The following is a 13,445-nucleotide window of genomic DNA, read 5'->3' as shown; positions in this document are numbered from 1 at the left end:
GGCCGGTACGGGTGTCGGGCACGTGCTCGTCACACTGCCGGATCCGGCGGGGAGCGGCACCAGATGCGCGGCCGGCCGGGCTACGGACGGGGACGGAAGCGGTCCCGGGGGCACCGGCCGTCGCTCCGGGGGCTCCGGCGTCCGCCGCCGGGGTACATCACGCGTATGGAACCGCAGTGCACGACCCGTCAGGGGCAGGTCCGAGGCCGTGAGTCCGCCACCACGGGTGTGACGTCGTTCCTCGGCATCCCGTACGCGACCGCGCCCCGGTTCGGCCCGCCCGAGGCCGTCAAGCCGTGGGAGGGCGTGCGCCCCGCCGTCGCGTACGGCCCGACCGCGCCGAAGGCACCGTACGCACCGCCCCTCGACGCCCTCCTCCCGGAGAACGTCGTCCCGGGCGAGCCGGGGGAGTCGTGCCTCAACCTGAACGTCTGGACCCCGTCGCCCGGTCCTGGCGCCCGGCTCCCCGTCATGGTGTGGGTGCACGGCGGCGCGTTCGCCAACGGCTCCGGATCCACCTCCGCGTACGACGGGACCGCGTTCGCGCGGGACGGCGTGGTGTGCGTGACCTTCAACTACCGCCTCGGGGCGGAAGGTTTCTGTCATCTGGACGGTGTGCCGGACAACCGCGGCCTCCTCGACCAGATCGCGGCACTGGAGTGGGTACGGGACAACATCGCTTCCTTTGGAGGCGACCCGGACCGGGTCACGGTCTTCGGCGAGTCGGCCGGGGCGATGAGCATCGGCGTACTGCTCGGGATGGAGCGGGCGAAGGGCCTCTTCCGGCGGGCGATCCTCCAGAGCGGCGGCGCCCACCACTTCCTGACCCCGGCGTCCGCGCGGCTCATCACGGGCCGCCTGGCGGCGAAACTGGACGTCGCCCCCACCGCCGAGGCCCTCGCCGGGGTGCCCGCCGACCGGCTGCTCCCCGCGCAGACCGAGCTGCGCGCGGAGATCGCGGCGCGCCCCGACCGCGCCCTGTGGGGCGAGGCCGCCGTCAACATGATGCCGTTCGAGCCGGTACGGCCCCGGCGGATCCTGCCGGGGCCCGGCTGCGGGGTCGACCTGCTCGTCGGCAGCAACCGGGAGGAGTACCGCCTCTTCCTGGTCCCGTCAGGCCGGCTGGAGCGGCTGACGTGGGCCAGGCTGCGCGCGACCGCGCGGGCGTACGGCCTCGATCCCGGCCCCGCACTGGCCGTGTACGGCGAGGGGCGGCCCGGGGCGAGCCCCGGCGAGCTGTACGACGCTCTCGTGACGGACTGGTTCTACCGGATCCCGGCGATCCGGCTCGCCGAGGCGGTCCCGGGCTCGTACGTGTACGAGTTCGCGTGGCGCTCCCCGCGCTTCGACGGCCGGCTGGGCGCCTGCCACTCCGCCGAACTGGGCTTCGTGTTCGACCGGCTGCGTGACCCGGTGTACGCCCCGATGCTCGGCGAGGACGCGCCGCAGGACGTCGCCGACGCGATGCACGGGGCGTGGGTGGAGTTCGCGAGGACGGGCGATCCGGGATGGCGGCCGTACGACCGGGACACCAGGACGACCATGGTGTTCGGGGCGGAGGGCGCGGCGGTGGCCGCGCCGGTCGAGGATCTCTGGGCGGCCACCGGAGAGATCTGGGAAGGGCTGCGCTGACCTGCGAGGACGCTGCTCGGAGACCGGTTGTCAGACCCCCCGCCTAGACTCGCAGTCAGTCGGATCTTGTTGTCGGATCTTGTCGTCGGATCGTGGGGTGGGAGGGAGTGGGGACCATGGAGCGCATCGCTCGGACCGCCGTGCGGCCGCCCGCCCGCGCGCCCCTGCCGGGTGCCGGCGCTGGTGCCGCTTCCGGCACCGGTGCTGGTTCCGCCGTTTCCGCCGCTTCCGGCGCGGGGCCGGTCCTGTCGTCGTCCGCCGCCCTGTCCTCGTCCGTGCCGCCCGGTCTCACGCGCTGCGCCGCCGTCTTCCTGCCCGCCGGGCTGCCGCGCGAGGGACGCGTCGCCTTCTGGGCCCCGGAGGGGGAGCTGCCCGCCTGGCCGGACGAGGACGCGACGCCGCCGCGCCCCGGCGGCGAGACGACCGTCGTGCGGGGCCGGACACACAGTGACCTGCGGGGGCGCACACAGGGTGACGAGATCACGGGGCGGGCGGAACGCGGCGAGATCACGGTCGTACGGCGCGTGGAGCGCGGCGGGGTCGAGGCCCGTGCCGTCCCCGCCCTGGTGATGCCGGTCGCCGACGCCGTACCGCTGCTGGTCCGTGCCCGGCGGGACAGGACCGCGCATCCCGCCTCGGCGTGCTGGGGAGCCGCCGCGCTGCACGCGCTCCAGCTGGCCGCGCGCGGGAGGCTGCTGCCCGGGCTCACCGCTTCCGACCACGACGCCTGGCGGGCGGGCCCGCTCGACGCGGACGACATCGCGCAGCTCAGGGCGATCGCCGCCGCGATGCCTCCGGAGGCGTACGCCGTACCGGTCGCTGGGACGGAGCCGGGCGCGGTGCCGGACCAGGGCGCGGTGCCGGACCCGGGGGAGTGGAGCCTGCCGGATCCCGAGGCGCTGGTGCGGGCGTTCCTGGACGCCGTGGCGGACGCGCTGCCCCGTACGCCCGCGGCGGCGTTCGCGGCGGGCAAGCCCTTCGCCGCCCGGGCCGGGCAGCATCTGCCGGGCGCCCGGACGTGGGCCGCCGAGGCGGCGGCCGGCATGGACGCGGGCGTGCGGGTCTCGCTGCGGCTCGACCTGTCCGCGTACGACCTCTTCGACACGACCGGAGCGGGGGAGGAGGCGGACACCTCCGCCGACCGGGCCGCCGCCTCCGACCGCCCGCCGGGCGGGGCTTTCGGCCGGCGCGGCGCCCGCGACCCCGAGGAGGCCCGGATCACGCGCCGGGCCGGCGCCGCCCTCGTCCAGGTCCACAGCCTGGCCGACCCCACCCTGGTCCTCGACGCCGGCCGCCTCTGGGCGGGCGACGGGGACGCGAGCTTCGGCCCCCGGGCCAGGGTCGACGCGATGCTCGCCCTGCGCCGTGCCGCGCGTGTCTGGACCCCGCTCGGGCGGCTGCTGGAGCGGGACGTCCCCGACGCGCTGTCGCTCTCCGAGGACGAGCTGTACGACCTGCTCGGCCCCGCCGCCGCCCGCCTCGCCGCGGCCGGGGTCGCCGTGCACTGGCCCCGGGAGCTGGTGCGCTCCCTCACCGCGTCGGCGGTGGTCCGCGCCGCACCCGGCTCCGCCACGGACGGCACACCGTTCTTCGACAGCGCGGAGCTGCTCAAGTTCAACTGGCAGGTGGCGCTCGACGGCGATCCCCTCACCGAGCGGGAGATGGACGTGCTCGCCGAGTCCACCCGCCCGATCGTCCGGCTGCGCGACCAGTGGGTGGTGATCGACCCCGCCCTCGTGCGCAAGGCGCGCAAGCGGGAGCTGGGCCTCCTGGAACCCGTCGATGCCCTGGCGATCGCCCTCACCGGCACGGCGGAGGTCGACGGCGAGACGGTGGAGGCCGTCCCGACGGGCGCCCTGGCCGTGCTGCGCGACCGGCTGGTCGCGGGCCCGGCGGCCGTGCCCCAGCCCGCGGCCCTCGCCGCCACCCTGCGCGACTACCAACTGCGCGGCCTCGCCTGGCTCGACCTGATGACCTCGCTCGGCCTCGGTGGCTGCCTCGCCGACGACATGGGCCTCGGCAAGACGATCACCGTCATCGCCCTGCACCTGCACCGGGCCCGCCCCACCCCGACCCTGGTCGTCTGCCCGGCCTCGCTCCTCGGCAACTGGCAGCGGGAGATCACCCGCTTCGCCCCCGGGGTGGCCGTGCACCGCTTCCACGGAGCGGGACGCTCCCTGGACGGGGCGGGCGACGGCTTTGTCCTCACCACCTACGGCACGATGCGCTCCAGCGCGGGCGAACTGGCCGCGCACGACTGGGGGATGGTCGTCGCCGACGAGGCCCAGCACGTCAAGAACCCCTTCTCGTCCACGGCCAAGGCGCTCCGTACGATCCCCTCGCCCGCCAGGATCGCGCTCACCGGCACCCCCGTGGAGAACAACCTCTCCGAGCTGTGGGCGCTCCTCGACTGGACGACCCCCGGTCTGCTCGGCCCGCTCAAGGCCTTCCGCTCCCGGCACGCCCGCATCGTGGAGAACGTGGAGAACGCGCGCGGGGCCGACATCAAGGACGCCGACAACGAACAGGCCGTGGAGCGGCTGGCCCGGCTGGTGCGCCCGTTCCTGCTGCGCAGGAAGAAGTCCGACCCGGGCATCGTGCCCGAGCTGCCGCCCAAGACGGAGAGCGACCACCCCGTCGCCCTCACCCGGGAGCAGGCCTCCCTGTACGAAGCCGTCGTCCGCGAGACGATGGGCGCCATCGAGAACGCGGAAGGCATCGCCCGCCGCGGCCTGGTCATGAAGCTGCTCACCGCGCTCAAGCAGATCTGCAACCACCCCGCGCAGTATCTGAAGGAGGACACGGCCCGGCTGACCGGCCGGTCCGGGAAGCTCGCCCTCCTGGACGAACTGCTCGACACGATCCTCGCGGAGGACGGCTCCGTCCTGATCTTCACCCAGTACGTGACCATGGCCCGGCTGCTCTCCGCGCACCTCGCCTCCCGCGCGATCCCCTCCCAACTGCTGCACGGCGGCACACCGGTGGCGGAGCGCGAGCGCATGGTGGACCGCTTCCAGTCGGGCGAGACACCGGTCTTCGTCCTCTCCCTCAAGGCCGCGGGCACCGGCCTCAACCTCACCCGCGCCGGCCATGTCGTCCACTTCGACCGCTGGTGGAACCCCGCCGTGGAGGAGCAGGCCACGGACCGCGCGTACCGCATCGGCCAGACCCAGCACGTGCAGGTCCACCGGCTGATCGCGGAGGGCACGGTCGAGGACCGGATCGCCGAGATGCTCGAAGCCAAGCGCGCCCTGGCCGACGCGGTCCTCGGCTCGGGCGAGGCGGCCCTGACCGAGCTGACCGACCGGGAGCTGGCCGATCTGGTCTCCCTGCGGCGGCAGTCATGACGGCCCCGCGCGGAGTGCGCCAGGACGACCGCCGCCGTACGTTCCCCGCGCTGCCGCCCCGCCCCGCCGGCCCGGCGGACGGCGCGGACGCCCGCGCCTTCGGGAGCGGGTTCGCGTCGACCTGGTGGGGCAACGCGTGGGTGGAGTCGATGGAGGACACCGCCCTGGACCCGGCCCGCCTGCGCCGCGGCCGGGTGTACGCGGGCGGCGGCCACGTCGACGCGATCACGGTCACCCCCGGCCGCGTCACCGCCTACGTACGCGGCTCCAGGCCCCGGCCGTACCGCACGGAGATCCGGCTGCGCACCCTGGACGACGGGGACTGGGAGGACCTCCTCGACGCGGCGGCGGCCCGCCCCGACCACATCGCGGCCCTCCTCGACAAGGAGATGCCGCACGCCCTCGCGGCCACGGCCGACCTGCTCCCCGCCGGCGGCGACCTCACCCCGGACTGCTCCTGCCCGGACGACGGCTACCCGTGCAAACACGCGGCCGCCCTCTGCTACCAGACGGCCCGTCTCCTGGACAAGGACCCCTTCGTCCTGTTCCTGATGCGCGGGCGGGGCGAGCTGGAGGTCCTGGCCGACCTGACCCGCCGCAACGCGACCCGCTCGGCCGCCGAGCGGACCGCCGCGCCGCCGCCCATGCCCACGGTCCCGGCGGCCACGGCCCTGGCCCCGCGCACGCTTCCCGCGCTGCCGCCGCCCTTCCGTATCCCGGACCGCCCCGGCCGTCCGCCCGCCTACCCACAGGCCCCCGGCGCCCCCGATCCGCTCGCGCTCGACCTCCTCGCCTCGGAGGCGGCGGCCCGCGCGCACACGTTCCTGACCACCGGTCTCGACCCGGTCGGCGCGCTCACGCCCTGGCAGGACGCGGTACGGCTGGCCGCCGCGCACCCCGGCTCGGGGCTGACCGCCTCCACCCGCGCCCTCTACCGCGACCTGGGCGCGGGGACGGACCACACCCCCACCGACCTGGCCCGCGCGGTCGCGGCCTGGCGCCAGGGCGGTCTCGCGGGCCTCGCCGCCCTGGAAGATGCCTGGGACCCGCCGGCCGGCCCCTTCGACCGCGCCCGCCCGGCCCTCGCCGCCGCCGACCACCCCGACTTCCGCCCCTGGCGCAACCGGCTCTCCACCCCGGCCCTCCAGCTCCGCTTCGGCCGCGACGGCCTCTGGTACGGATACGAGTCGGACCGCGACCGTGAGGACTGGTGGCCCCGGGGCACCCCGGACACCGACCCGGTGGGTGCGCTCACCACCCTCCTCGGCCGGTGACAGGTAGTCTTCCTCCGTAGCGGAGTGTGCGCGAAGGGGGCCTGATGGAAGCGGAGTTACTGGCGCTGGCGACGGCGGGGGCAACGGCACTCGTCCAGCAGATGGCGACGGACGGCTGGACCTCGGTACGCGACCGGGTGACCGGCTTCCTCACCGGCAGGGGCACCGCGTCGGCCGAAGCCGTCGAGGCCGACCTGGACAGCAGCCGGGCCGAACTGACCCTGGCCCGGGGCGCGGACAGCGAGGAGACGGCGGCCACGACCGCCGAGGACCTGCGCACCGAATGGCGGAACCGCCTGCGCCGCACCCTCCTCGCCGACCCCGAGTCGGCGGCCGAACTGCGCGCGCTGCTGGAGGAGTTGAACCCCGCGCGGCCGGACCGGCAGCCCGGCGACACGCACAACACGGTCAGCGGCGGCACGGTGCACGGCCCGGTCGTCCAGGCCCGCGACATCGGCCGCCTCGACCTGGGCCCCGGCGGCCGGGGCTGAGCACCGGGCGGGTCGGCGGGACGGAGTCAGGCCGTGCTCCGCCGTACGTCCTCCGCCCAGTGCACCAGCGTGGCGAAGTCCGCCTCCCGCAGTCCTCGCCGGGGGTGGATCCTCAACAGGAGGGCCGGGGCGTCGTGGTGCGCCGCGACATGCGTCGTGTCCCGGTCCGTGATCAGGTCGTCGACCCAGGCGAACGGGCGCCCCGCGGCCCACTCCAGCAGCGGCCGGGTCTTCCAGTACAGGCCGTCGGGGTCCTTCGCGAAGAGCTCGGGCCACTCGATCACGGGGAGGTCGGTCGGGAGCCCCACCACCGGGGCGATCATCACGTTGGCCTCGTGCATCCAGGTGGTGGCCCAGGCCAGTTCGTACGGCAGGGCCAGCAGCCGCGCCCCGTGCCCGGGGTTGAGGCGGACACGCAGCCCGCGCCGGTGACCGCGGGACCCCGGCGTCTGCCGGGAGAGCCAGGCCGAGGGGTGCAGCCGGGTGGTCGTGTAGCCGCGCGGGCGGTGCAGGCGGGCGGCGTACGGGTTGAGGGGACCGTCTACGTCGAGGAGGAGCAGCGGGCGTTCCGTCATGGCGGGAAACTGCCCATCCGAACGAGTGATTACGACTCCCGCGACGCCCGCGACTCCCGCCCGACCGCCCGCCCGACGCCCGCTGACGCCGAGGCCTCGCCTCCTTCCCGCCCCGCCGACCTGTTTAGGCTGGTCCCATGGCACCCCCGGCCTCCGGCCCGTCCCCCACACCAGGCGCACCCGACGTGTCCGCGGCACCCGCGGCCGCGCCCGACGACCTCACGAGCGAGATGCTGGCCGATCCGTACGAGGTCTACGCGCGGCTGCGCGAGACCGCGCCCGTCCGGCGGATCACCGGTCCCGACGGGATGCCCGCGTGGATCGTGACGCGCTACGACGACGTACGGCAGGCACTCACGGACCCCCGGCTGTCCCTCGACAAGCGGCACGCCCTGCCGGGCAACTACAAGGGCTTCTCGCTGCCGCCCGCGCTCGACGCGAACCTGCTGAACATGGATCCGCCGGACCACACCCGGATCCGGCGCTTCGTCGTCCAGGCGTTCACCGCCCGGCGCACCGAGAAGCTCAGGGAGCCGATCCGCCGCACCGCCGGCGAGCTGCTCGACGCCATGGCCCCGGCGGGCCGCGCGGACCTCGTCGCCTCGTACGCGGCCCCGCTGCCCATCGCCGTGATCTGCGAGCTGCTGGGGGTACCCCCGGACGACCGGCGCGACTTCCGGGAGTGGACCGACGCCCTGATCACCCCCGACCTCGCGCGCCCCGAGGGGATGAAAAACGCGGTCCGCGCCATGCTCGGCTTCTTCACCGGCCTGATCGGCCACAAGCGCGCCGAGCCCGCCGACGACCTGCTGTCCGCGCTGATCGCCGCCCGCGACGAGTCCGACGACCGGCTGAGCGAGGACGAGTTGGTCTCGCTCGCCTTCCTCATCCTGTTCGCGGGCTACGAGAACGTCATCCAGCTCATCGGGACCGCGACCCTCGCCCTGCTCCGCGATCCGGCCCAACTGACCGCGCTGCGCGCCGAACCGGCGAGAACGACGGCGGCCGTCGAGGAGTTCCTCCGTCACGACGGACCCGCGCTGACGGCTCTGCGCCGCTTCCCGGTGGAGGACCTGACCATCGGCGGGGTGACCGTACCGGCGGGGGAGACCGTCCTCCTCTCCCTCGGTTCCGCCAACCGCGACCCGAAGCGTTTCCCCGACGCCGACCGGCTCGACCTGGACCGCGACACGGCCGGTCATCTCGCCCTCGGCCACGGCATCCACTACTGCCTCGGCGCGCCCCTGGCCCGGCTGGAGACCGAGATCGCGCTCACCGCGCTGCTGGAGCGCTTCCCGCGCCTCGCGCTGGACGTGCCGGACGACACCCTGCGCTGGCGGCCCTCGACGCGTGCCCGCGGGCTGCGGGAGCTGCCCGTACGGTTCTGAAAGCGCGCGCGGGCGACGGCGGAACCGCGCGCGGGCGAATAATCGTTCGATGGGGCGTCAACTCATTGCTAGCGTCTGTGTCGTGGCGAAACTCAATCAGATCATCGCGGTCGAGAAAGGCGTCAAGGCCAAGGCGCACCAGGACCTGACGGCGGCTCATCACGGCCTCCAGAAGCCGGCGTTGCTCGTCGGCATCTCCCGTACGTACCAGGCGAAGGACGAGGAGGGCGAGCAGCTTCCGCCCGAGTCGACCCGGGTCCAGGTCCAGGCCGAGGACGTGCTGCGCGACACCGCGAAGTCGCTGACGCGGCTGTTCGACGTGACCGCCACCAAGGACTGGGCGAACTGCGAGGCACGCGCCGATGTCACCGTGGACGGACGAGTGCTGGTGGCCGCCGTGCCCGTCTCGTACCTCCTCTTCCTGGAGAAGCAGCTGACGGACCTCAACACCTTCGTCCGCAAGCTGCCGGTGCTGGACGCGTCGGAGGCCTGGAGCCAGGACCCGTCGACGGACGCGTGGAAGACCGAGGCGGTACGGACGCTCCGTACGAAGAAGGTCCCGCGCAACCACGTGAAGGCCGAGGCCACGGAGAAGCACCCGGCGCAGGTCGAGGTGTACTACGAGGACATCCCGGTCGGTTACTGGACCACGACGAAGTTCAGCGGCGCCCTGCCGGCCCGCCGGGTCAACGAGTTGCTCGACCGGGTGGAGAAGCTCCAGCAGGCGGTGAAGTTCGCACGCGAGGAGGCCAACGGCGCCGAGGTCACCGACCAGCGGGTGGGTGACGCCGTGTTCGGCTACCTGTTCGGGTAGCCTCATTGATTCCCCGGCCGACGCACAGACGCCGGCCGGGGTGCGCGAGGAGCGCAAGCTGAAACTGAGGCTTGTCGTGAAAGGCGCGGTTCCAGTGGAGGTTCGACTCCTCCCCGGGGCACTTCCTGCCTCGGTGGCCCAACTGGCAGAGGCGACCGCGATCAATCTCAGACTATTGCTCCAGACTCAGCATTCGCCACCGATCGCCGGATCGACCGGACTCAGGCCCCGGACGTCGAAATGCCGGTTCAATTCCGGTCTGCGCAGCTCGATGCGCGGTGGTCCAAAGGCAGGACGCGACGACATCATGCTGACCTGGGTCCTCAAGTGTGCCGGTGTGGGACATGGTGGCAATCTCAGGGCTCGGGAGCCGGCTACGCTCCCGAGCCCGCTCCCGTTCTCAGGCCTCCTCACAGCGGCCCGTCGGGCCGGGCCTCACTGCCGGTAGCCGCCCAGGAAACGGCCGATGCGGCTGATCGCGGCGTCGAGATCGTCGGCGTACGGCAGGGTCAGGATCCGGAAGTGGTCCGGGCGGGGCCAGTTGAAGCCCGTGCCCTGCACGACCTGGATCTTCTCGCGCAACAGCAGGTCCAGGACGAAGCGTTCGTCGTCGTGGATCTTGTGCACCTTGGGGTCGAGGCGCGGGAACGCGTAGAGCGCGCCCTTCGGTTTGACGCACGAGACGCCGGGGATCTCGTTCAGCTTCTCCCAGGCGCGGTCGCGCTGTTCGCGCAGCCGGCCGCCGGGAGCCGTCAGCTCGTGGATGGACTGCCGGCCGCCGAGCGCGGCCTGGATGGCGTACTGCGCGGGCGCGTTGGGGCACAGCCGCATCGACGCCAGCATGGTCAGCCCCTCCAGATAGCTGCGGGCGTGCTGCTTGGGGCCCGAGACGACGAGCCAGCCGGAGCGGAAACCCGCCACGCGGTACGTCTTCGACAGCCCGCAGAAGGTGAGGACGACCAGGTCGGGGGCGAGGGCGGCGGCGCAGTGGTGCACCGCGTCGTCGTAGAGGATCCGGTCGTAGATCTCGTCGGCGAACACCATCAGCTGGTGGCGGCGCGCGAGATCGAGGATGCCTTCGACGATCTCGCGCGGATAGACCGCGCCGGTGGGGTTGTTGGGGTTGATGATCACGACGGCCTTGGTGCGGTCGGTGATCTTGGACGCCATGTCGTCCAGATCCGGGTACCACTCCGCGGACTCGTCGCAGAGGTAGTGCACGGCCCGGCCCCCGGCGAGGGTCGTCGCGGCGGTCCAGAGCGGGAAGTCCGGTGCGGGGATGAGGACTTCGTCCCCGTCCTCCAGCAGCGCCTGCACCGCCATGGAGACCAGTTCGGACACGCCGTTGCCGAGGAAGACGTCGTCGACCGTCACCTCGGCCAGACCCAGGGTCTGGTAGCGCTGGGCGACGGCGCGGCGGGCGGAGAGGATTCCGCGCGAGTCCGTGTAGCCGTGGGCCTGCGGCAGCATCCTGATCATGTCCTGGACGATCTCGTCCGGCGCCTCGAAGCCGAAGGCCGCGGGGTTGCCGGTGTTGAGGCGCAGGACGCTGTGGCCTGCCTCCTCCAGGGCGTCGGCCTGCTCGATGACCGGGCCGCGGATCTCGTAACAGACCTCGCTGAGCTTGCTCGACTGCCGGAATTCCATGCGGTGGGCTCCCAGACCTCGTTCGACCTTCTTGCCATTCTTGCGATACTTGGTTTTACCAAGTGTGAGCTTGGAAAGTCCAACAACATGTCTAGACTGCGACGCATGCCACGCCGCCGAAGCTACGACCAGTACTGTTCCGCCGCCCGTGCCCTCGACGCCGTGGGTGACCGCTGGACCCTGCTGATCGTCCGTGAACTGCTGGCGGGTCCCCGCCGCTACACCGATCTGCACGCCGATCTGCCGGGCGTCAGCACGGACGTGCTCGCGTCCCGGCTCAAGGACATGGAGCGCGACGACCTGGCCACGCGCCGCAAGCTGCCCCCGCCGGCGGCCGCGGTCGTGTACGAACTCACCGAGCGCGGGCGGGGGTTGCTGCCGGTGCTCACGGCGCTGGCGCGGTGGGGCGCGCCGGCCCTGGACGAGCGCCGCCCCACCGACGCCGTACGGGCGCACTGGTTCGCCGTCCCGCTGATGCCGGTGCTCGCCGCGTGCGGGGCCGGGGCGGGGGCGGGCGCGGAGGGGGTGGTGGAGGTGCGACTCGACGAGGGGGTGTTCCACATCCGGCTGGGGGGCGGGCCCTCGGACCCTTCGGGCCGGTCGGACCTTTCGCGCCCTTCGGACCCTTCGAGCCCTTCGGGCCGGGACGAGGTCGCGTACGGCGACGGTCCCGCCGACGCCCCCGACGCCCGCCTCGTCCTGGACGCCGACACGTGCCGCGCGCTGGGCGCCGGGACCCTCACGCTCGCCGACGGGGTACGGGCCGGCCGCGTCGAGGTGTCGGGCGACAGCGCCCTCGCGAAGGCGCTGCGCGGCGCGTGACGCCCAGTCAGGAGAAGTCGGTGGAAATGGGCGAACCGGGCGCGGGGATCGAGTAGCGTGAAGCGATTTGGCGCGGTCGTCGGCGGGGATCGGGCACAACTCCGCCTGTCCACAGATGAGTTGGAGGAGCCATGAGGGCTTGGAGCAGGCGGCGCGCGGCGGGGCCCGGATGGGCCGGGTGGCGGCCCCACCTGGCCGGCTCCGGCAGGGCGGCGCTGGTCACCGCGTCCGTCGCGGCGCTCGCGGTGGTGCCGTCCGCCGCGCTCGCCACGCCGGGCAGCGGCGTCACGGGCACGATCCTGGCCCAGGGCACCTCGGACGGCACCCTCAAGGTGAAGGCCAAGGGGCGCACGGACGTGGTCGTACGGACCATCACCGTCGCGCCGGGCGGCTCCACCGGCTGGCACTACCACCGGGGTCAGCTGATCGCCGTCGTGCAGTCCGGCACGCTGACCAGGACCCTGGACGACTGCTCGGTCGAGGAGACCCCGGCCGGGAAGTCGTTCGTCGAACCGTCGGGGGCGCGCCACCGCCACATCGGCCGCAATCTGGGCAGCGAGCCGGTGGTCCTGTACGTCACCTACCTGCTGCCGGCCGGCAGCGCGCTGTCCGAGGACGCGGACCCGCCGAAGTGCGCGCACGAGTGATCACCGCGTGAGTGACCGATGATGAACGGGTGCGACTCGAAGCGATCACCTGGGACCGGCTGACCGACGCCCTGGCCGAGCGGCTGCTGGAGACGGCACCGGCCGACGGCGGCCCCTGGCTGCGCGTCGCCGTCGACGGCGCGCCGGCCGCGGGGACCGGCGCCCCGGCCGCCGCGCTCGCCGACGCCCTGCGGCTGCGCGGCCGGTCGGTCCTCGTGATCGACACGGCGGGCTTCCTGCGCCCGGCGTCGCTGCGGTATGAGTACGGCCGCGAGGATCCCGACACGTACTACCACGGGTGGTTCGACACGGGCGCGCTCTGGCGCGAGGTCTTCGGACCACTGGACCCAGGCGGCAGCGGACGCGTCCTGCCCGACCTCTGGGACCCGGCCACGGACCGCGCGACCCGCAGCACGCCCCGCGAACTCCCGCCCGGCGGCGTACTGGTGACACACGGTCCGTTCCTGCTGGGCCACTGGTTCCCGTTCGACCTCACGGTGCACCTGAGCCTGTCCCCGAACGCCCTCCGCCGCCGGACGGACGAGCCCGAACGCTGGACCCTCCCCGCCTTCGAGCGATACGAGAAGGAGGTCGACCCCGCCGCCACGGCCGACGTGGTGGTACGCGCCGACGACCCCCGCCACCCGGCCTGGGGCGGCCTGACCTGAGCCCGGCACATGCCGCGCCCGCGCGACGTGACTCCCGCCCCGCGCCCGGCACATGCCGCGCCCGCGCGACGTGACTCCCGCCCCGCGCCCGGCACATGCCGCGCCCGCGCGACGTGACTCCCGCCCCGCGCCCGGCACAT

11 protein-coding genes are annotated in these 13,445 nt (G+C 73.7%); 9 read left to right on the top strand and 2 right to left on the bottom strand.

What is annotated here, in order from left to right; all coding sequences use genetic code 11:
* Positions 1-165: 165 nt before the first annotated feature.
* From ACIO1C_RS09005 to ACIO1C_RS08990, 4 genes are all read left to right on the top strand, one after another.
* On the top strand, positions 166-1,632 hold the full coding sequence (locus tag ACIO1C_RS09005; RefSeq protein WP_401860118.1) for a carboxylesterase/lipase family protein: 1,467 nt from the start codon (positions 166-168) through the stop codon (positions 1,630-1,632).
* Positions 1,633-1,748: 116 nt separating this feature from the next.
* A complete protein-coding gene (locus ACIO1C_RS09000) occupies positions 1,749-4,979 on the top strand; it encodes a DEAD/DEAH box helicase (protein WP_401860115.1) in 3,231 nt (1,076 codons plus the stop codon).
* On the top strand, positions 4,976-6,253 hold the full coding sequence (locus tag ACIO1C_RS08995) for an SWIM zinc finger family protein (protein WP_401860112.1): 1,278 nt from the start codon (positions 4,976-4,978) through the stop codon (positions 6,251-6,253). The genes ACIO1C_RS09000 and ACIO1C_RS08995 overlap by 4 nt, the downstream gene beginning before the upstream one ends.
* Positions 6,254-6,297: 44 nt before the next feature.
* Entirely contained in the window at positions 6,298-6,744 is a 447-nt protein-coding gene (locus tag ACIO1C_RS08990) for a hypothetical protein (protein ID WP_401860110.1), read from the top strand.
* A 26-nt stretch (positions 6,745-6,770) separates the two neighbouring features.
* Here the strand turns inward: ACIO1C_RS08990 and ACIO1C_RS08985 are convergent, their stop codons facing one another.
* Complete coding sequence (locus ACIO1C_RS08985) at positions 6,771-7,319, bottom strand: hypothetical protein (RefSeq protein ID WP_401860108.1); 549 nt, start codon at positions 7,317-7,319, stop codon at positions 6,771-6,773.
* 230 nt (positions 7,320-7,549) lie between these two features.
* On the opposite strand from ACIO1C_RS08985, the gene ACIO1C_RS08980 reads away from it, so the two are divergent.
* Both ACIO1C_RS08980 and ACIO1C_RS08975 read left to right on the top strand, forming a co-directional pair.
* A complete protein-coding gene (locus tag ACIO1C_RS08980; RefSeq protein ID WP_401860976.1) occupies positions 7,550-8,707 on the top strand; it encodes a cytochrome P450 in 1,158 nt (385 codons plus the stop codon).
* An 82-nt stretch (positions 8,708-8,789) separates the two neighbouring features.
* Positions 8,790-9,521 carry a hypothetical protein gene (locus tag ACIO1C_RS08975; protein ID WP_161313156.1) on the top strand — a complete coding sequence of 244 codons (732 nt, stop codon included), beginning with the start codon at positions 8,790-8,792 and terminating at the stop codon, positions 9,519-9,521.
* Positions 9,522-9,956: 435 nt separating this feature from the next.
* Here the strand turns inward: ACIO1C_RS08975 and ACIO1C_RS08970 are convergent, their stop codons facing one another.
* Entirely contained in the window at positions 9,957-11,168 is a 1,212-nt protein-coding gene (locus ACIO1C_RS08970; protein WP_401860106.1) for a pyridoxal phosphate-dependent aminotransferase, read from the bottom strand.
* An 87-nt stretch (positions 11,169-11,255) separates the two neighbouring features.
* On the opposite strand from ACIO1C_RS08970, the gene ACIO1C_RS08965 reads away from it, so the two are divergent.
* The 3 genes from ACIO1C_RS08965 (at position 11,256) to ACIO1C_RS08955 (ending at position 13,305) form a co-directional block, all read left to right on the top strand.
* Positions 11,256-11,990 carry a winged helix-turn-helix transcriptional regulator gene (locus ACIO1C_RS08965; protein WP_401860104.1) on the top strand — a complete coding sequence of 245 codons (735 nt, stop codon included), beginning with the start codon at positions 11,256-11,258 and terminating at the stop codon, positions 11,988-11,990.
* Positions 11,991-12,121: 131 nt separating this feature from the next.
* A complete protein-coding gene (locus ACIO1C_RS08960; protein ID WP_401860102.1) occupies positions 12,122-12,637 on the top strand; it encodes a cupin domain-containing protein in 516 nt (171 codons plus the stop codon).
* 29 nt (positions 12,638-12,666) lie between these two features.
* Complete coding sequence (locus ACIO1C_RS08955) at positions 12,667-13,305, top strand: uridine kinase (protein ID WP_401860100.1); 639 nt, start codon at positions 12,667-12,669, stop codon at positions 13,303-13,305.
* Positions 13,306-13,445 lie beyond the last annotated feature (140 nt).

Source organism: Streptomyces sp. NPDC087420 (assembly GCF_044744165.1).
GTDB lineage: Bacteria > Actinomycetota > Actinomycetes > Streptomycetales > Streptomycetaceae > Streptomyces.
This window is presented reverse-complemented; position numbering and strand designations above follow the sequence as displayed.

Coding starts and splice junctions, on each gene's coding strand:
- ACIO1C_RS08960 (WP_401860102.1), top strand. CDS start 12,122: ATGAGGGCTTGGAGCAGGCGGCGCGCGGCGGGGCCCGGATGGGCCGGG.
- ACIO1C_RS09000 (WP_401860115.1), top strand. CDS start 1,749: ATGGAGCGCATCGCTCGGACCGCCGTGCGGCCGCCCGCCCGCGCGCCC.
- ACIO1C_RS08985 (WP_401860108.1), bottom strand. CDS start 7,319: ATGACGGAACGCCCGCTGCTCCTCCTCGACGTAGACGGTCCCCTCAAC.
- ACIO1C_RS08965 (WP_401860104.1), top strand. CDS start 11,256: ATGTCTAGACTGCGACGCATGCCACGCCGCCGAAGCTACGACCAGTAC.
- ACIO1C_RS08995 (WP_401860112.1), top strand. CDS start 4,976: ATGACGGCCCCGCGCGGAGTGCGCCAGGACGACCGCCGCCGTACGTTC.
- ACIO1C_RS09005 (WP_401860118.1), top strand. CDS start 166: ATGGAACCGCAGTGCACGACCCGTCAGGGGCAGGTCCGAGGCCGTGAG.
- ACIO1C_RS08990 (WP_401860110.1), top strand. CDS start 6,298: ATGGAAGCGGAGTTACTGGCGCTGGCGACGGCGGGGGCAACGGCACTC.
- ACIO1C_RS08980 (WP_401860976.1), top strand. CDS start 7,550: ATGCTGGCCGATCCGTACGAGGTCTACGCGCGGCTGCGCGAGACCGCG.
- ACIO1C_RS08970 (WP_401860106.1), bottom strand. CDS start 11,168: ATGGAATTCCGGCAGTCGAGCAAGCTCAGCGAGGTCTGTTACGAGATC.